At 53.2% G+C, this 17,978-nt stretch carries 15 protein-coding genes; 5 read left to right on the top strand and 10 right to left on the bottom strand.

Translation table 11 applies throughout. The annotated features are described in order from the left end of the window. Positions 1-63: 63 nt before the first annotated feature. Together IB237_RS07110 and speB are read right to left on the bottom strand one after the other, a co-directional pair. The gene (locus IB237_RS07110) at positions 64-1,152 is read right to left on the bottom strand and encodes a PotD/PotF family extracellular solute-binding protein (protein ID WP_192487960.1); all 1,089 of its coding nucleotides are present in this window, start codon (positions 1,150-1,152) and stop codon (positions 64-66) included. A gap of 77 nt (positions 1,153-1,229) precedes the next feature. Then, on the bottom strand, positions 1,230-2,282 hold the full coding sequence (gene speB, locus IB237_RS07105; protein WP_192487959.1) for an agmatinase: 1,053 nt from the start codon (positions 2,280-2,282) through the stop codon (positions 1,230-1,232). Between the two features lie 171 nt (positions 2,283-2,453). On the opposite strand from speB, the gene IB237_RS07100 reads away from it, so the two are divergent. Continuing rightward, positions 2,454-3,416 carry a LysR substrate-binding domain-containing protein gene (locus IB237_RS07100; protein ID WP_192487958.1) on the top strand — a complete coding sequence of 321 codons (963 nt, stop codon included), beginning with the start codon at positions 2,454-2,456 and terminating at the stop codon, positions 3,414-3,416. Positions 3,417-3,479: 63 nt separating this feature from the next. Here IB237_RS07100 and IB237_RS07095 read toward each other — a convergent pair whose 3' ends face one another. Further along, a complete protein-coding gene (locus IB237_RS07095) occupies positions 3,480-4,814 on the bottom strand; it encodes an aspartate aminotransferase family protein (RefSeq protein WP_192487957.1) in 1,335 nt (444 codons plus the stop codon). Positions 4,815-4,955: 141 nt separating this feature from the next. On the opposite strand from IB237_RS07095, the gene IB237_RS07090 reads away from it, so the two are divergent. Next, positions 4,956-5,504, top strand: a complete 549-nt coding sequence (locus IB237_RS07090) for a cupin domain-containing protein (protein WP_192487956.1) — start codon at positions 4,956-4,958, stop codon at positions 5,502-5,504. Positions 5,505-5,516: 12 nt separating this feature from the next. Here IB237_RS07090 and IB237_RS07085 read toward each other — a convergent pair whose 3' ends face one another. From IB237_RS07085 to IB237_RS07070, 4 genes are all read right to left on the bottom strand, one after another. Further along, the gene (locus IB237_RS07085) at positions 5,517-6,377 is read right to left on the bottom strand and encodes an amino acid ABC transporter substrate-binding protein (protein ID WP_371815296.1); all 861 of its coding nucleotides are present in this window, start codon (positions 6,375-6,377) and stop codon (positions 5,517-5,519) included. A 90-nt stretch (positions 6,378-6,467) separates the two neighbouring features. Beyond that, on the bottom strand, positions 6,468-7,337 hold the full coding sequence (locus tag IB237_RS07080; RefSeq protein ID WP_246787810.1) for an amino acid ABC transporter substrate-binding protein: 870 nt from the start codon (positions 7,335-7,337) through the stop codon (positions 6,468-6,470). Positions 7,338-7,414: 77 nt separating this feature from the next. Then, entirely contained in the window at positions 7,415-9,694 is a 2,280-nt protein-coding gene (locus IB237_RS07075) for a bifunctional diguanylate cyclase/phosphodiesterase (protein WP_192487953.1), read from the bottom strand. 274 nt (positions 9,695-9,968) lie between these two features. After that, on the bottom strand, positions 9,969-11,780 hold the full coding sequence (locus tag IB237_RS07070; RefSeq protein ID WP_192487952.1) for an IlvD/Edd family dehydratase: 1,812 nt from the start codon (positions 11,778-11,780) through the stop codon (positions 9,969-9,971). A gap of 388 nt (positions 11,781-12,168) precedes the next feature. Here IB237_RS07070 and IB237_RS07065 point away from each other — a divergent pair, with 388 nt between their 5' ends. Continuing rightward, a complete protein-coding gene (locus IB237_RS07065; RefSeq protein ID WP_192487951.1) occupies positions 12,169-12,900 on the top strand; it encodes a FadR/GntR family transcriptional regulator in 732 nt (243 codons plus the stop codon). A 22-nt stretch (positions 12,901-12,922) separates the two neighbouring features. On the opposite strand, the gene IB237_RS07060 is transcribed toward IB237_RS07065, so the two are convergent. After that, complete coding sequence (locus IB237_RS07060; protein WP_246787743.1) at positions 12,923-13,705, bottom strand: metallophosphoesterase; 783 nt, start codon at positions 13,703-13,705, stop codon at positions 12,923-12,925. A 46-nt stretch (positions 13,706-13,751) separates the two neighbouring features. Next, positions 13,752-14,309 (bottom strand): hypothetical protein, encoded by a 558-nt coding sequence (locus tag IB237_RS07055; RefSeq protein WP_192487949.1) that lies wholly within the window; start codon positions 14,307-14,309, stop codon positions 13,752-13,754. Positions 14,310-14,515: 206 nt separating this feature from the next. On the opposite strand from IB237_RS07055, the gene IB237_RS07050 reads away from it, so the two are divergent. Further along, positions 14,516-15,895 (top strand): O-antigen ligase, encoded by a 1,380-nt coding sequence (locus IB237_RS07050; protein WP_192487948.1) that lies wholly within the window; start codon positions 14,516-14,518, stop codon positions 15,893-15,895. On the opposite strand, the gene IB237_RS26410 is transcribed toward IB237_RS07050, so the two are convergent. Beyond that, a complete protein-coding gene (locus IB237_RS26410; RefSeq protein WP_192487947.1) occupies positions 15,890-16,105 on the bottom strand; it encodes a KTSC domain-containing protein in 216 nt (71 codons plus the stop codon). The genes IB237_RS07050 and IB237_RS26410 overlap by 6 nt on opposite strands. Positions 16,106-16,878: 773 nt before the next feature. Here IB237_RS26410 and IB237_RS07040 point away from each other — a divergent pair. Beyond that, positions 16,879-17,868, top strand: a complete 990-nt coding sequence (locus tag IB237_RS07040) for a fibrinogen-binding protein (RefSeq protein WP_192487946.1) — start codon at positions 16,879-16,881, stop codon at positions 17,866-17,868. The last annotated feature ends 110 nt before the right edge of the window (positions 17,869-17,978 follow it).

The following is a 17,978-nucleotide window of genomic DNA, read 5'->3' as shown; positions in this document are numbered from 1 at the left end:
TATTTTTTTTGAAAGCCGATCCGGGTTTTCCCCGGACCGGATGTTGTTTTGTAAATGAGTGCCTTAACCGGCAATCATCTCAGTCCACTTCTGGTTCAACCAGTCAGACTTGGTCTGGTAGAGATCGTAACGTGGAATAACCGGATCGATATCCGTCGACACTGCCGCGAACTCTTCCGCCGTCAGATCGGTCAGTTCACGCTTTACGGTTGGCGCTGTGCCAACCTTGCGCGACAGCACGGCCTGCGTTGCCGGTTGGCTCATATATTCGATGAAGGCATGCGCTTCTTCGGTTTTTTTGGATGCACGCGACAGAACCCAGGAACCGGCGTCCTGAATGCCGCCTTCCTTCGGGAAGGTCGAGCGAACCGGCTGACCCTGCGAAGCAGCAAGACCGGTTACGTCGTGGTAATACTGACCCATCGGGATTTCGCCCGACTTCAACGCCTGTTCGAACTGTGCCTCATCACGGTACCAGAGGCTGACATTAGACTTCACTTCCGCCAGCTTTTCAAACGCCTTGAGAAGACCCTCTTCGGTGTCGAGTGCGTTGGTGCCGCCAAGGTATGTCTTGGCTGTCACCTCCAGAAGGAAGGAGTTGGACACCAGTGCCAGAAGACCGATCTTGTCGGCATTTTCCGGATCCCAAAGCGCTTCCCAGGAAGTTGGTGCTTCCTTGTAGACATCCGTATTGGTGACCAGCGTGATGTACCAGGACACCGCACCGATACCGGACACGCGGCCATCAGGATATTTGTTGATGAAACGATCGATGAGACCGGACGAGCTTGGGATCTTGGCAAGATCAAGCGGTGCCCACAGATCGGTCGCCTGGCCCTTCAGAACCGCCACCTGCGACATCATGGAAACGTCGGCCGGAGCCTGACCTGCCTTGGCGGCCTGCTCAAGCTGTACCAGCCATGCTTCACCTGTCGGCTCGGCAACGGATTCAACAGCAATGCCGGTGGCCTTGGTGAATTCAGGGAAAATGTTCTTGTCGAACGAATCCTTGAAGTAACCACCGTAGACGCCAACCTTCAGCGACTTGTCCTGCGCGCGCAGGATGGAAGGCATGGCCAGCATGGATGCGCCAGCAAGACCGGCTCCCAGAACCGTGCGGCGACTGACCGGCAATGTAATTTTTTCAGACATCGACTTCTCCTTTATTGTTCGGCCTGTCTTCTTTTATCAGACCGTCCCCAGTTTTTGTTACGGATAATAAGTCATCATCAGCTTTTGACGGAAGGACTAAACACCATCAGGCTCAAGATTTCGAACAACATTTGCGCACCAGCCTGTGCGGTATTGGTTGTGGCATCATATTGTGGTGCCACTTCAACCACATCACCACCCACGATATTCATGCCCTTCAGGCCGCGAACCAGCTCAAGAACTTCGCGCGTCGTCAGTCCGCCGATTTCCGGTGTGCCAGTACCGGGCGCAAAAGATGGATCAAGACTGTCGATGTCGAAAGACAGATATGTCGGGCCGTTACCGATAATTGCCTTGGCCCTTTCAATGATTGCGGGGATACCGAGGCCGGTTACTTCCTCGGCGTGGATAACGGTCATGCCGGATTCGTAGGAGAACTCCCACAGATATTCGGACGAGCCGCGAATACCGATCTGGATCGTGCGGGTCGGGTCGAGAACGCCATCAAGAACCGCATTGCGGAAGGGACCACCATGGTGGAACTTGGTCAGATCATAGGCACCACCAGTATCGCAATGCGCATCGATATGAATCATGCCGACCGGACGGTTTTTCCCAATCGCCTTGAGGATCGGATGGGTGATGGAATGATCGCCACCCACTGACAGCGGCAGAACACCGGCATCGACAATCTGGTTCAGACGCTTTTCGATGTCGTCATGGCTCATTTCCAGACGGTAACGACTGCGGAAGGCGACGTCGCCAATGTCAGCGACGCGCAAATCATGCACCGGCGCGCAATTGAGAACGTGATTGTAGGGACCAATACGTTCGATGGCGCGCAACGCACGCGGCCCGAAACGAGAGCCGGTGCGGTTGGTCACACCAAGGTCCATCGGCACGCCAAGCAGGGCAACCTGAAGATTGCCGAAATCCGGCTCGTCATTGTCGACAGGCATATGCGGCGCAGCCAGCAGCGTCGGCATTCCAGCATAGGGCGCAACACGTGTGCCGTTCTTGGAAAAGATCTTGCTCGCCACCTTGCTGAACTTGGGATCGAACAGTTCACCGCCATGGCTTTCGCCATACTTCGTCTTCAGTTCTTGCAGCTTTTTGTCGTCGAATGCCATCTTGTGGTTCCCATTCACATTGACCAGCAACGCATCCAGGTGCGCCGCACATTTTTTGGACGGTAAAAATACTGCCCATGTTTTCGTCATTTCAACGCAAGGCAATTGAAAAAGCAATTCACATTGTTGTAGCAATTAATGTGAATTTTTCTCACACAAGGACAACGCTCAATGTCCAGTCGTCTGCCCCCGCTCAACCCTCTCAGGGCCTTCGAAGCAACTGCCAGACGTGGCTCCTTGTCGGCCGCTGCGCGGGAGTTGAACGTGACGCATGGCGCCATCAGCCACCAGATCAAGTCGCTCGAGGAATCCCTTAACACAGTGCTGTTTGAACGGGGCGGCAGACGGTTGAAACTGACTTCACAGGGTGCACTCCTGTTACCTGTCGTCACACAGGCATTCGGCAGTATTGCTGCAGCCACTGCCCTGATGGCACGCCCTGCAACCGGCGGAAAACTGACGATCGGCAGCGTGGCTGGTCTTCTGTCCCTTTGGCTGATCCCACGGCTAAACAGGTTCTCGGAACAGTTTCCGGATATCAGTCTGACGCTAATGACCGGCAATGATCCGGCCATGCTCAACTCGTCCGATATTGATCTGTGCATTCTCTATGGAAACGGCCGGTGGCCCGGTATATGGAGCAGCCTGTGGAGCGAAATCCGGCTGTTTCCCGTGGCAAGCCCGACCCTGCTCAACAACAGGCCACTGCGTTCGATACGCGACCTGTCGGATCATGTGCTGCTGCATGGGGATACCGGCCGGGAATGGAACACCTGGCTGACGGCGGCAGACGCAACTGCCGTACCTCGCCCGCGCCAGCACTTCATGAGTGACGCCCATCTTTCCACACAGGCCGCCCTTTATGGACAGGGCATTGCCTTGGGCGATACCATCACCGCCGCGAACCTGATTGCCGAGGGTGAGCTTGTCCTGCCATTCGATTTGACTGTGCCGGCTGATGACGCGTTTCACGTCGCCTGTCGTCACGAAATGCGCAACGCTCCCATCGTCAGTGTGTTTATCGACTGGCTTTACGCCTCACTGGATGAAGACAAGCTGCCGGAGCCAAAACGGTCAGCGCATACATTGCTCCGCTCCCGCTCGGCACGACAAGACACGGACGACAAACAATGATGGTGTTTTGAAACAGCCTACAAAAAAAGGCGCCAGTGACTGGCGCCTTTTTTTCAGGATTGATCAGGCTGCTCTTTTAATTGCGTCGCCAATAATCGACACAAGCGTATCGATCTGTTCCTTCTCGATAATCAGCGGCGGCGAAAGCGCAATCACATCACCGGTCACGCGGATAAGCAGACCCTTGCTGAAGCAATCAACAAAGACGTCATAGGCTCTGGCTCCCGGCGCACCGTCGCGTGGTGCAAGTTCGATCGCGCCAACCAGACCGAGGTTGCGAACGTCAACGACATTTGCATGTCCATTGAAGGAGTGCAGCGCCTCCTGCCAGTATTCGGCAAGCTCTGCTGCGCGGGTCAACAGGCCATCTTCAGCATAGACTTCAAGCGTTGCAATGCCAGCCGCGCAGGCAACCGGATGCCCGGAATAGGTATAACCGTGGAACAGTTCGATCTGGTTTTCCGGTCCCTGCATCAGTGCATCGTAAACCGCACGCTTGGCAAACACCGCGCCCATCGGGATCGTGCCATTGGTAATGCCCTTGGCCGTCGTAACGAGGTCAGGAACAACGCCAAAATAATCCGTGGCGAAAGGTGTTCCAAGGCGACCAAAGCCGGTGATCACCTCATCGAAAATCAACAGGATGCCGTATTTGTCCGCCGTGGCACGCAGCTTCTCAAGGTAACCCTTTGCTGGCAGCACCACGCCAGCAGAACCGGACATCGGCTCAACGATCACAGCAGCAATGGTTTCGGCCCCATGCAGGCCGACAAGCCGCTCCAGATCATCTGCCAGTTCGACACCATGCTGCGGCAGGCCCTTGCTGAATGCATTGCGCTCTACATCCAGCGTATGGCGCATATGGTCAGCGGGGATCTGCGGGAAAACACGACGGTTGTTGACGAGGCCACCAACCGAGATGCCGCCAAAACCAACGCCGTGATAGCCCTTTTCACGACCGATAATGCGGGTACGCGTTCCCTGCCCAATGGCACGCTGATAGGCAATTGCAATCTTCAGCGCGGTGTCGACGGACTCAGAGCCGGAACCGGTAAAGAACACGCGGTCCAGTTGGGCAGCTTCACCGCCCGGCGCAATCGCGGCCAGCTTTTCGGCAAAATCAAAGGCAATCGGGTGCCCCATCTGGAAGGTTGGTGCGAAGTCCATGGTGCGAAGCTGACGCTCGACGGCTTCGGCAATCCGCTCACGGCCGTGACCGGCATTCACGCACCACAAACCGGCAGTGCCATCGAGAACCTTGTTGCCGTCAACGTCGGTGTAATACATGCCCGAGGCACTGGCCAACAGACGAGGCGCTGCCTTGAACTGCCGGTTGGCAGTAAATGGCATCCAGAAATTTTCAAGCACGGGTGTATTGGGTTTGCTATGCGCGTTCATGATGCTCTCCATGTTTGCCAATTTGTGAAATATTTCCCCTTCTTCAACAAGCCTTTTTCTTCGAGAAGCCAACCTATTGAAAAAACTGATGCCGAAGAGCTAATGTTTCGATATTTCGAACAACGACAACAGGGTTAAGGCATGTCAGTTGATATTGGCAACAGGTTGCGACATTTAAGAACGCTTCACAACCTCTCGCAGAGAGAATTGGCGAGACGTGCAGGCGTCACGAATTCCACCATTTCTTTGATTGAATCGAACGCCTCCAACCCGTCAGTTGGCGCTCTAAAACGTATTCTCGATGGTATCCCGATCGGCCTCGCCGAGTTCTTCGCGTTTCAGCCGGAGAAACCAAGGCAGTTCTTTTACGCAGCGGAAGAATTGACTGAAATCGGCAAGGGCTCGATTTCTTTTCGCCAAGTGGGCAACAATCTGTTTGGCCGCAGCCTGCAAATTCTGAAGGAATGTTATCAGCCCGGTGCTGACACCGGCAAAGTGCCACTTGTCCATGAAGGGGAAGAAGGCGGCATTGTTTTAAGCGGTCGGCTGGAAGTCATCGTGGAAGATGAACGCCGCATTCTCGGGCCGGGTGATGCCTATTATTTTGAAAGCCGTCGCCCGCACCGCTTTCGCTGCGTGGGTGTAGTTCCCTGCGAAGTGATCAGCGCCTGCACCCCGCCAACGTTTTGAAAAGGTTGAGTATTAGTCGCCGAGTTTGACAGGATTGTCGAACGCTTCCTTCAGATCGTCAGTCATCGGCGTGTTGAGGTTGACGCCATCAGGTCCGATGTCCGTCATGAACCATTTGTTGTAGATGTCGTTGATCTCGCCGCTTTTGTAGATCGTCAACAAAGCGTCATTGACCGCATCACGAAAGCCAACGTCGTCCTTGCGCAACATTAGCCCATAGGGCTGGGGTTCTGACAACGTATCCGCAGACAACGCATAGTTCTCGGGATTTTGCGCGTTCGCCACCAGAGACGCCAGTAGAATTCCATCCATCACGAAGGCAGATGCCTTGCCCTGCGTGACCATATCAAACGCATCATTGATGCTGACGCCCTGTACCAATGCCAGATAGAGGCTCTTTTCACGGTTGATGGTGTTCAGCTGGGCAATATTGGTCGAACCCTTGGTAACGACGACAGTACGTCCCGCCAGATCGTTGATGGAGTTGATTCCGCTGGATTTAAGCGTCACGAAACGCGTCGATGTAATGAAGTGACTATAGGAGAACCACACGCTTCTGCGACGTTCTTCGGTATTTGTGCTGGAAACACATTCCAGATCGATAGAACCGTCATTCAATAGCACCACGCGGTTACTGGCAGTCCGTTCAACGAACTCAATTTTGATATCAGGCCGGGAAAGGTTTTGCTTCACCAGATCGACAACCCGCCTGCATAGATCAATCGTATAACCAACCGGTTCACCCTTGTTATCGAGATAGGAGAACGGGATGTTTTTAGTCGCATATCCAAGTTTGATAGTGCCTGACTGTGTCATTCTCTCCAGTGTCGGCACCGGTTCACGCGCAAGAAGCTGACCGGACGACACCATCATCAAGCCGGTAAAAAGCAGAGCTTTAAGTCGCAACATGGTGATCCTCTGAAAGCATGAGCTTCATTTCATCATCAAACAACAGCATGGGGATTAATCGTTAAACTCCACTGGCGTTGCGTAGGCTTTTCTTAAAGCTGCAGACATCGGCAGGTTCATATTCATGTTGCTCGGCGGTATCGGCGAAGTGAACCATTTGCTGTAAAGTGCCTTGATTTCATCTCCCGCGAAAATCTCCCTCAGGCTATCATTAACCAGCGTCTTGAAGGCTGTGTCTCCATGGCGAAGCATCAGGCCATAAGGCTCCGGTTCACTCAGTGTTTCCTCAGACAGCCTGTATTTCGACGGGTCTGGTGACTGGGCAATCATCGCAGCTAGCAAAATACCATCCATCACAAAAGCTGATGCCCGTCCCGAGGCCACCAGTTCGAAGGACTCTTCGTTATTCTTGGTTGGAATGACCGCGATGTTGAGCTTTTGCTCACGGTTGATCTGGTTCAGCTGATCAATATTGACCGTGCCGGATGCCGAGGTCACCGAACGCCCTGTCAAATCCTTCATGCTGGAAATGCCGTCTTCGGTCCGTGACACGAACTGCGTTGCGGTCATGAAATTCGAATAGGAAAAATCCACCGTTTTGCGGCGTTCTGCCGTGTTGGTCGTTGCCGCACACTCAATATCGATATTGCCGGTTTTGACCAGAATGAACCGTGTGGCCGGCGTCGCCATGACATATTCGACATCCAGCTTGTCCAGCTTCAGATATTGGCGAATGTGGTCTGTCAAACTTTTGCAGAGATCGATCGAAAAACCGACCACCTCACCGGATGGCAAGCGGTAGGAAAACGGAGGTTCTGCCTCACGGTAACCAATGCGGATTTTTCCCGATTTGGATATGGCCTGTAATGTCACACTTGCCGTTTCCGCGCTGGCCGTCGACCAGGACACAAGGCTGCCAAGCATAATAAGAGACAACGCAAATTTACGCATTCCAAGTCTCCTGCTGATTTACCTAAACATCTGAAAAGGTATTGTTTCGCTCAACCGTGAGCCGTTGCTTTCCTCAAAAAATCTTCATTCTCTGTCAACAGATCATGGCACAGTTGCGACGCAGGCATCGGCCGCGCGAAGTAATAACCCTGCGCTTCCGTACAACCTGCAACCTTCAGCACTGCAACCTGTCCCGGCCCTTCAACACCTTCGGCTGTTATTTCCATATCCACCTGCCGCGCTAGTGTGGTGATGGCACTGATAATGGCGTTGCTGGTCGCATCATCCGGCAAGCCGGCCACGAATTCGCGGTCGATCTTCAATTTGGTGAAGGGCACGTTTCTCAGCGCCCCAAACGAGGCGTAACCCGTTCCAAAATCATCGAGAACGATGCGAACGCCACTTTCCTTGAGTTTAGCCAAAGCCGTAATGCTGGTCGCACCGGTCAGCATTACGGTTTCCGTCACCTCAAGCTCAAGGCGCTCAGGTGACAATCCGGTTTCCTGCAAGGTCTGCTCAACCGTTCCGACGATATTGCTCTGTCGCAACTGGACGGCAGAAAGGTTGACAGCCAGCCTGATGTTATCAGGCCAGCTCATCGCATCGGTGCAGGCTTGTTGCAGGATCCATTCGCCGAGCTGAATGATAAAGCCGGTTTCTTCCGCCAGTGGAATGAACTTGTCGGGCGGGATCATCCCCTGTTTGCGGTGACGCCAGCGCACAAGCGCTTCATAAGCGGCAATCCTGCCATCATGCAAATTGATGATCGGCTGGTAATGCAGCTCGAATTCATTGTTCTGCAACGCAAATTTCATGTCCATTTCCAGCGCATGCTGGTCTTGAACGGCCATGTCCATACCTTCTTCATAGAACACGGAAATGCCGCGTCCCATTGCCTTTGCACGGTACAAACCAAGATCGGCATTTTGCAGCAACTGGCCAGCAGACACACCATGCGCAGGCGCACAGGCAATGCCAATACTGGTGCCAACCATCACTTCATGGTCATCCAGCATGAAACTGGTGGAGATGGATTCCAGAATGCGCGAGGCCAGCTTCTGGCCCTCGCGCAATGGATTGCGGTTCACCCTCTGCACAATCGCAAACTCATCACCACCGAGGCGTGCCGCGATGTCATCGGGACCAAGTACGGAACGAACACGCGATGCCGTGGACACTAGAAGCGCATCGCCTGACGCATGGCCAAGCGTGTCATTGACCGTCTTGAAGCGGTCGAGATCAAGCAACATGACATTGAACATCTTGCCGGTCTGAGCGGTCTCTTCCAGGCAGGCATTCATGGTTTTCATCAGCAAGGCACGGTTGGGCAAACCGGTCAGTCCGTCATGGTGGGCCATATGCTCCATTTGCAGCGCCATATCGCGCACCTGTCGCAACCGGCCTCTTTCAACCACCGCCTCACGCAGGCTTTCAATGGCTGTGGCCATCGCACCGATTTCGTCCTTGCGGTTGCGAAACGGTGTTGCCACATCGGTTTCTTCGTTGGCGATACGCAACGTCGCCTGAATAAGCGCCGGAACAGGTTTGAGAAACCGCTTGGCAACAAAGCTGACGATGATGCCTGTGACGCTAAAAACCCCTAGCAGCACCAACAGGGAGTTCCGGAGCAACCGTTGCTGGACATTATAAAGCTCCGAGTCCGTGCCGATGCTGGTCGCCACAGCACCGATAACCTCGCCACCCTGGTTTTTCAGGATCGGCAGCAGCCCAATATAATGTTTTACGCCGTCGATTTGCGCAAAACCGGTGGCAAACTCACCTTTGCCACCATAATCCTGAAAAATCGGATCATGGATCGGCGCCAATACGTCTGAACCGGAACCACCATCATAGGCAACGGCAACGCTGACAAATGCAGCCTGCTCGGTATCATAACGGTAAAGCCACGTGGTCTTTTTGGTTTGCGCACTGACCAGCGCCAGCACATCGATGGGACTGAAACCGGTCACCAGGACGGATTCGTCATCGCCGATCGGCTGATCGGTAACAATGCGATCGACCTGCCCGCCATCATCCACACTGACAGCAATGTAGGTGTAGATGCTGCGCAAGGTAGCACTGGCGATTTGGGTATTGATCCGCGCCTGGTTACGCCATTGTTCACTGGCGGCAGTCACAAACATCGACCAGCCGACAAAAGCTCCGGCGCCATAGGCAAAAATTACTCCGCCCAGAAAAACAAGGGTGATCTTACCGACAAGCGAGCGCCTCCACGCGTTCACACGCGTGAAAAGTGTCGGCGGGCGGACATGAGCGCCTGCCTGTTGTGGCACCCCCGTTTCAATCGAACGGATAATTTTCTGAACCATGTGACAAAGTAATTCCCAGTCATACGAAGGCACTGTGTCCGGTTTGTATTTTTTTCACAGGCCTCACCCCATGGAAAACCATCATCAACCGGGGGTATTGAGAACCAATTAATGAAATAGAATGATTACGACGCATAAGTAAGAATCTTATCAAAAATGCATAAAAGCCGCCCCTTAAGGACGGCTTTCAGGATGATGCAGCAAATATACTGTCGCTCACGTATTCAGAGCGGGGAGTGTTCTCCACAAAAAGTTGCGGAGAACAGCCTGTATTTTAGTGGTTGTCGCGCGGCAGACCCTTGGTCTGGGCAATGCGCTGATATTTCACCGCAGGCTCGAGCACAGCACCGCTTTCCATCTGACCAACAATGGCACGCTGGATTTCCTGCCATGGGGTCTGGTGGGCCGGGTATTCGTAACCGCCGTCCTTCTCCAGAGCTTCGTAACGTGCAGCCAGTTCCTCACCGGAGATGAGAATATCAGCCTTACCGCGACCCACGTCAACGCGAACGCGGTCACCTGTTCTCAGGATCGCAAGGCCGCCGCCAGCAGCGGCTTCCGGCGAAGCATTGAGGATCGATGGGCTGCCGGATGTACCGGACTGACGGCCGTCACCAATGCAAGGCAGCGAGTTGACGCCCTGCTTCAACAGGTAATCAGGTGCACGCATGTTCACAACTTCAGCTGCGCCCGGATAACCGATCGGGCCTGCGCCGCGCATGAACAGGATGGTGTTGGCATCGATAGCCAGCGACGGATCGTCGATCCGGTGGTGGTAATCTTCCGGACCATCGAACACGACCGCACGGCCTTCGAAGGCTTCCGGATCGTTCGGGTTGGACAGGTAACGGTTGCGGAACTCTTCCGAGATAACGCTGGTCTTCATAATGGCAGACGAGAAGAGGTTGCCACGCAGTACGCGGAAACCGGCACGTTCCTTCAAAGGTTGCTCGTAAGGACGGATAACCTTTTCGTCTTCAATGATCGCACCGCGACAGTTGTCGCCAATGGTCTTGCCATTGACCGTCATCGCGTCTTCCTTGATCAGACCCTGCGTCATGAGCTGGTTGACCACGGCTGGAACGCCACCGGCATGGTAATAATCTTCGCCGAGATATTCACCGGCTGGCTGCAGGTTCACCAGCAGCGGAACGTCTTCACCGTAGGTCTGCCAGTCATCAACCGTCAGTTCAACGCCAACGTGACGTGCAAGACCGTTCAGGTGGATCGGTGCGTTGGTGGAACCACCGATTGCCGAATTGACGCGGATTGCGTTGATGAAAGCATCCTTGGTCATGATATCGGAAGGCTTCAGGTCTTCCTTGACCATTTCAACAATGCGCAGACCGGTGAGATAGGAAACTTCCTGACGGTCACGGTAAGGAGCCGGAATAGCGGCAGAACCTGGCAGCTGCATGCCGAGTGCTTCAGCCAGCGAGTTCATGGTCGTGGCCGTACCCATGGTGTTGCAGTAACCAGTCGAAGGTGCAGAGGAAGCAACCAGCTTCACGAAGCCCTGATAGTCGATTTCGCCCTTGGCGAGAAGTTCGCGTGCCTTCCAGACGATGGTACCAGAACCGGTACGCTCACCGCGGAACCAGCCGTTCAGCATCGGGCCAACGGATAGTGCAATTGCCGGAATGTTGACGGTGGCCGCCGCCATAAGACAGGCAGGCGTGGTCTTGTCACAACCGATGGTCAGAACAACGCCGTCAAGCGGGTAACCGTACAGCACTTCAACGAGGCCGAGGTAAGCAAGGTTACGGTCGAGACCAGCGGTCGGGCGCTTGCCGGTTTCCTGGATTGGGTGGACTGGAAATTCGATGGCGATACCACCAGCTTCACGGATACCTTCGCGCAGGCGATTGGCCAGCTCAAGGTGGTGACGGTTGCAAGGCGAAAGATCAGAACCGGTCTGGGCAATACCGATAATCGGACGGTCTGACTGCAATTCCGCCTGGCTCAAGCCGAAATTCATGTAACGCTCGAGATAAAGCGCCGTCATATCCGCGTTGGCCGGGTTATCGAACCAGGCGCGAGAACGCAGTTTTCCGGAAGTGGACGGAAGATTATCGGAATTTCCCATGGTGATTGCCTCAAAACAAAATTAAGACGACAGCCGCGTCAATGCTCTGTCTGGGAAGGTATCCGCACGCAGCTATGCCACTACGGTCCACGCTTCCGTTATTTGTATTACTATTTAGCGAGGGGAACGCTTGTCAAGAGTCGTTGGCACCAAACACGGCACTCTCGTATAAAAGAGCTAAACTGCATTATTTTTAATACGCTAATTTACTCCAAAGACACATATATTTTTTATTGCAAAGCAAACATGAGTACAATAATCATACTATATGCTGAATTTTTATCGCCCTGTTGTGTCAGGAGACGATCAAGCTATTTCTCGCAAATGACTGAAATTTGACGTACAGTTTTAACGAAATGTAGAAATGGGCCAATGCCAAGGAGATTTCGTGGGGCTGCTTGAAACGACGATCACAGGACGTAAAAGACGCAGTAGCCACGCACATGTTGTTGCGGAACTGGGCAGCGGAATAGTCTCGGGCAGCATTGCCGAAGGCTCGATCCTGCCGGGAGATGCCGATCTGACGCTGAGGTTTGGTGTTTCGCGCACGGTTCTCCGGGAAGCAATGAAGACATTGGCCGCAAAACGGCTGGTCGAACCCAAGGCGAAAGTTGGCACCCGCGTTCTGGGCAGTGAAAGCTGGAACTTTTTTGACGCTGATGTTCTTGGCTGGCGCTGCGACGCTGGACTAGATCAGGAGTTTGTAGAACATCTGGCAACAATCCGCATGACGCTGGAACCGGCAGCCGCAGCGGCTGCCGCCACTCAGGCATCAAGCGACGATATTGCAGCGCTTTATGCAATTGCTGCCCGGTTTGATGACCTTAGTCACACACCGGAAACCATCGCCAAGGTGGACCTTGATTTCCATCTCGCAATTGCCCGCATGTCCGGCAATCCCTTCATGCGTTCGGCAAGCGGTCTGATCGAAGCAGCGCTGGCAATCTCCTTCAAGCTGTCGTCACCAGCCGCTTCGCCAGAAACCATCGAGGAAATCGCAACCAACCATTTGCGTATCGCCCACGCCATTGCCCTGCGTGATCCAGAAAAGGCAACGGTTGCGATGCGCCATGTCATTGAAGCCGGTAAAGACCGTATTGCCGTTCACCTGACAAAATAGACAGCAATTTTAAAAACTGGCTTCAGGACAGAATGAAGCCTTTGCCATCCTCAAGTTTGAGAACAGTCAAACGGTTGCTGTTGACAGCACCGGTGTCAATTCCGATGCGGTTAGGGCCGGTTTCCGGCCGCTCATAAACCGTATGACCGTGCACCACCAGAAACGGCAGTTCCGGCCCGCGTGACAGAAACGGTTCGCGGATCCACAACAGGTCGCGGTCATCCTGCTCCTCCAGCGCCACGCCCGGCCGCAAGCCGGCATGCACAAACACGTATGATCCGATCCGGACATAACCCACCATATCTTTCAACAGCTCCACGTGCTGTACAGGAATGGTGTCAGCCAGCGCCCGCTTCAGATCATCAATACCCTTTTTGCCACGCGTCAGCATGTAATCGGCATCGATGCCGTAGGACAGCAATGTCTGGCGGCCGCCAAAGTCCAGCCAGTTCATATGGCGTGCCGGGTCATCCAGAAATTGCAGAAACGCATCATCATGATTGCCGCAGACGATATAGCGCTGCAGGCCGTAAGAAGATGGTGCACAGAGATAGTTCATGACATCAGCTGAGTTTTTGCCACGATCGATGTAGTCACCCAAAAGAATGACGAGACCTGCCTGTCCATTTGCAATCAGATCCCCTGCCACAAGGCTTTCGGCATGCTGCAGCAGATCTATACGACCGTGAACATCCCCGATGGCGTAGATAGGATAATGCGGGATTTGCGGACCAAGATCGATTCTCTGCCTTCTGGGCTCGGTCGCAGCCTGTGGTGCAGCCTTGTTCCCGAACAGTCTTTGCAATGACGGTATCATTCTATCGAAAAACTTTCCTGCACAGCATTCCAATTCATTTGGGGCTGCCAGCCGCGGCCCGCTCCAAAGGCGTTACAGCATTCTTTTCCAACAACATATCAGAAACGCTGCGCCCATTTATACGGCAATCGACGAGCCATGTCCTGAGTGCGATGGAAGTTCTACGACATTCCACAAACTTTCTGGCCAGAATGTTCCGCAAAACAACCGATGCCTTTGCGCCACATGCATTTCTTTGGCCATTTTTATCAATGCAAATCTTGCGTGAGGGTATTCCGACGACATTTTCCAGCAGGAAGATACCTTCGTCCGTCGAGAAGGACGCACTGTCGTGGATTTTCATGTTGAATTGTGCACGGAACTTGTAGGGAAATTCATCGATCAGAGGAATATCCGGCTCGCGACGCTGTACTTTTACAGGTTCCGTCGTCCAAACGGCCCGCTGATCCGGTGGATACAGCCCCTTTTCAAGCAAATGTGATGATGCATCACTTTCTGGTGGCGCGACAATTTGTGCAACCACCATCATAGCCAGCATGAAAAAACCAACAGCGCAAAACAGACGGAAAACAAGTCTTGTGACTTCTTGCATTAATCATACCGAAAATTATTGTTTCATAGAACTGTTCAATAGTTTATGGGCGTCAATTCTATAACACCCACGTTATGACCTTAAAAAATTTCAGAAAATGCATTTGCCGTGCATGAGGTGCTGTCTTGAGTACGCTTTCCCTGCCAGTGAGCCTCGTCGCAAGTAAAGCACGGAGCATTTGTTCAGTAATTTACTGGTTGATTATTTTGCTGTCGGTCGTTGATTACGGTGGCTCGGGTACAAAAACTGTTCCAATCCTCTGTCTTGGCATTTTTGCACTGCTGCCGATGATGCTGGCAACGACAGGTCTGCCGAAATATTCCCGTTCAGTTATAATCGGAACGGCCATTGTTTTGATAGCTATTTTGGGTTTTATCACGTTCCAGACCAGCCCGCTGCCCGGCCATATGCTGGCGCACCCCGCCTGGCAGGAAGTGGTCAAACTCAACCCTGATACCGTACCGGTGATATCCTTGACCCCGGCGGACGACATGGGCGGTTTTCTGAAAATCGCGCTGTGTGCAGGCATCTTCATGCTTGGCCTGATGCTGTATGATACGGATGAACGCGCACTGTCCGCGCTCAAGATCATCGGCATCGGTGGCGGGATCATTGCCATGTGGTCCATCCTGCAATTCCTGCTTCTGCCCGGCACTCTCGGCTTTGGGCAGAAGAAATTTTATCTCGACAGCCTCACCAGCTTCTTCATTAACAGAAACACCGCAGGAACGTTCCTCGGCCTGTTGCTGCTGGCATTGTTTACGCTGGCATGGCGCACACTTGAGCCCTTGGAAATTCGCCATATCTGGGGACGCATCACCTATGGCACAGGCCTGACCGACAACCAGAAAAAACAACTTCTGCATACCGGCTTTTATACTCTGCTGCTGTTCGGGGCTTTTGTTGCGTTGATGCTGACGCGCTCGCGTGGCGCAACCGCTGCAACGTTCATTTCCCTGATGATGCTTGCCGTCATGCTGGTGTCTGGTGCGAAAAAATCATCCGCCACGAGTTTCGCCCGACCAACGTTATGGACGCGCATCCGCCCCTTTGCCCTCACGGGCGCTGCAATGTTTACGGTAATGATCATGTTCTCGGCCTTTGCCGGACGTGCGTCCCTGCGCATCGAAGCCGCTGGCGGTGAAGACGGTCGTTTCTGCGTCATGCCGTTTATCAAATCCGCGGTTGCAGATCATTTGCCTTGGGGCAGCGGCCTGTCCAGCTTCCAATCCGTCTACGCCGGATATCATGAAGCCACCTGCGGTATAGCCCGCGTATGGACCCGTGCCCATAATGTTTACATGGAAGGCCTACTGACGCTCGGCGTCGTGTTTGCCATTCTGGTTGCGATTTTTGTCGTCATCTTCGCAACCATCTTCATACGAGGCATTTTTAAGAGAAAGAACTACGGTTTCGCACCCAAGCTTGGCTTGGCGGCTATCGTTCTGGTCGCCATTCACTCGGCAATCGATTTTTCCGTGCAGATACCGGGCATGGCGACAAGTTTCGCAGCACTACTTGTGCCGCTTGTTACCATAAGCCTGCGCCCCTCCGCCGGACGACGGAAAAGGCAGAGCCGTTCATAACAATTTGCGGAGCGGGCTGATGTGGCGGGTGTAATACCAGCCGGGAGATTGTGCCGTAATCAGGTTCTCATACATGGCACGAGGCACAGCGATTGTCCTCTGGCGACCATCGTGAAATGTCACGGACAGCATGCGATTATCCTCGTCATATGACGCAGATGCAATAAGTTTCGATTTCAAAGTCGAACTGTCCGTTATGTGCTCAGCCATTGCCTGTTTCCATTCGCGACGGTGTAACTTTTCGTTAATCTTGTGCGGCGCACAACAGAATGTCAACTCACCAAATCTCTTCGGTCAATTGTGCGACATCCAGCCGGAATGGCCTTGCTCGAATTGTTACGTGATAAGGTTAAGCCATCAATTTGACGGGCGTTTAAAATAAGCCTGAACCTTATTTACAAAATAAAAATATCCATACGGGTTGTCTGTGTTGATATAATGATCAATGCGGCCAAAGTACGAAGGGTAGTAATCATTTCGCGCACGAAAAGTTCCGCACATCCTTTCGCAGAAAAAGCCAAAAGCTAAAAAATCTTTTTGTTACATATAGATAAATTGGGAAATATTGCTCCCGTGCTAGCCTGCGGCGACGTAACCCGAATTGGTATCTATCAAAACATCCCCTTATCAGACACAGTTTGACCGTTGCCACAGGGCAGCACGGAAGCGTCGCAGAAATGCATTTGTGTTTGGCACGTAAGCAGCCCTTCCTTCTTAAACGACAATCATATGAACGCATGACTTGCAGCTGGCAACGGCTGTCAGAACGGATTTGTACGACTTTGTATTTTGTGACGTGCAATCCCAAAAAACCGGCGAGACCGGACAATAAGGCCTGATCAACAGGTCGGGATGAACCGCAGATGAATTGTATTGATCACATCTGCCCAACTGTAACCGCTACGGAGCATGCACAGACGAAAAATCCCGTTTAGATGAAAGGGATGTCGAAAGCTGCTCCAATTTCTTTTGGAGGAAATGAAATGGGTGCTTACGATCACAAATCGCCAAGCGGCAGCGACGACGACATCACGAAAATCGGCGCGCTTTCAGACGGCTTTGCCAACACAGCGACCAATGACACCAGCGTAGAAGACAGCAATGTCGGCGCAGCCAATGGTAACAACCGCAACAACGACAATAGCGACAACAGCACCAACACGGACATTGATGCGAAAGTCGACGTTGCAGTAGGCAATGGCGACAATCGCGACAATGAGTACGACTGGAGCTATGACAGCAAAACTGTAAGCCTGTCGGACAATGACACAAACACCAAGACGACGACCATCACCGACACAGACACCAAGGTAGACTATGACTGGAGCTATGACAGCAAAACAGTCAGCATGTCGGACAACGACACCAACATCAAGACAACCACAGTTACCGATACCGACACGGACATCAAGAACATATCGGATGACGACACAACAAACACGTCAGGAAGCTTCAATTCTTCCGAAAGCTTCTACAAGTCGGACACCGACTTTGCCGTTCTTGATGATGTGAAGGACTTTGGCAATCTGGGTATTGCCGGTGGCGACCTCACATTCAACCTCGGTGACGACTTCTCGTTCACACTGGATGTCGACAACGTACTGAACAGCTCCCTCAACGGTGGCAGCCATAACACAGGCTTCAGCCTTGTGCAGGCCAACCACCTTGCTGATCAAGACGTCGCTTATGACGTCAAGATGAACAACGGCGGCGCTGAAAACCACCTCAAGGCCGATGCAGGCACAGCCTACGGCGCTGAAGGTGTGGATATGGACGGCAAGGGTTGGGACCTCAAGGCAGGCGACGACGTCGCAGGCACGAGCACAGCCGATGCATCTGCGATCCTGGCAAATTCCGGCTTCCACATGGAACTGGTACAGGGCGCCAACATGCTCAGCAATGCCGTTGATGTCAGCATCATCGGTGGCAACTCTCACATCACCGATGTGGGCGAAGATACCTCAAGTCACTGATGCTCCCTCGACAATGAAAAGGCTGCACCGGCACCCGCCGGTGCAGTTTGGCGGTTGTGAAAACCGGCAAAGGGCATCCGGTGGCAGCAGAAATCGCACGCTCCCAGTCT

Origin of the sequence: Agrobacterium sp. AGB01, assembly GCF_014851585.1 — a bacterium.
Taxonomy (GTDB): domain Bacteria; phylum Pseudomonadota; class Alphaproteobacteria; order Rhizobiales; family Rhizobiaceae; genus Agrobacterium.
Note: the sequence above shows the minus strand (reverse complement) of the source record. Positions and strands in the feature narration are given on the sequence as shown.

Coding starts and splice junctions, on each gene's coding strand:
- IB237_RS07110 (WP_192487960.1), bottom strand. CDS start 1,152: ATGTCTGAAAAAATTACATTGCCGGTCAGTCGCCGCACGGTTCTGGGA.
- speB (WP_192487959.1), bottom strand. CDS start 2,282: ATGGCATTCGACGACAAAAAGCTGCAAGAACTGAAGACGAAGTATGGC.
- IB237_RS07100 (WP_192487958.1), top strand. CDS start 2,454: ATGTCCAGTCGTCTGCCCCCGCTCAACCCTCTCAGGGCCTTCGAAGCA.
- IB237_RS07095 (WP_192487957.1), bottom strand. CDS start 4,814: ATGAACGCGCATAGCAAACCCAATACACCCGTGCTTGAAAATTTCTGG.
- IB237_RS07090 (WP_192487956.1), top strand. CDS start 4,956: ATGTCAGTTGATATTGGCAACAGGTTGCGACATTTAAGAACGCTTCAC.
- IB237_RS07085 (WP_371815296.1), bottom strand. CDS start 6,377: ATGATGGTGTCGTCCGGTCAGCTTCTTGCGCGTGAACCGGTGCCGACA.
- IB237_RS07080 (WP_246787810.1), bottom strand. CDS start 7,337: ATGCTTGGCAGCCTTGTGTCCTGGTCGACGGCCAGCGCGGAAACGGCA.
- IB237_RS07075 (WP_192487953.1), bottom strand. CDS start 9,694: ATGGTTCAGAAAATTATCCGTTCGATTGAAACGGGGGTGCCACAACAG.
- IB237_RS07070 (WP_192487952.1), bottom strand. CDS start 11,780: ATGGGAAATTCCGATAATCTTCCGTCCACTTCCGGAAAACTGCGTTCT.
- IB237_RS07055 (WP_192487949.1), bottom strand. CDS start 14,309: ATGCAAGAAGTCACAAGACTTGTTTTCCGTCTGTTTTGCGCTGTTGGT.
- IB237_RS26410 (WP_192487947.1), bottom strand. CDS start 16,105: ATGGCTGAGCACATAACGGACAGTTCGACTTTGAAATCGAAACTTATT.
- IB237_RS07040 (WP_192487946.1), top strand. CDS start 16,879: ATGGGTGCTTACGATCACAAATCGCCAAGCGGCAGCGACGACGACATC.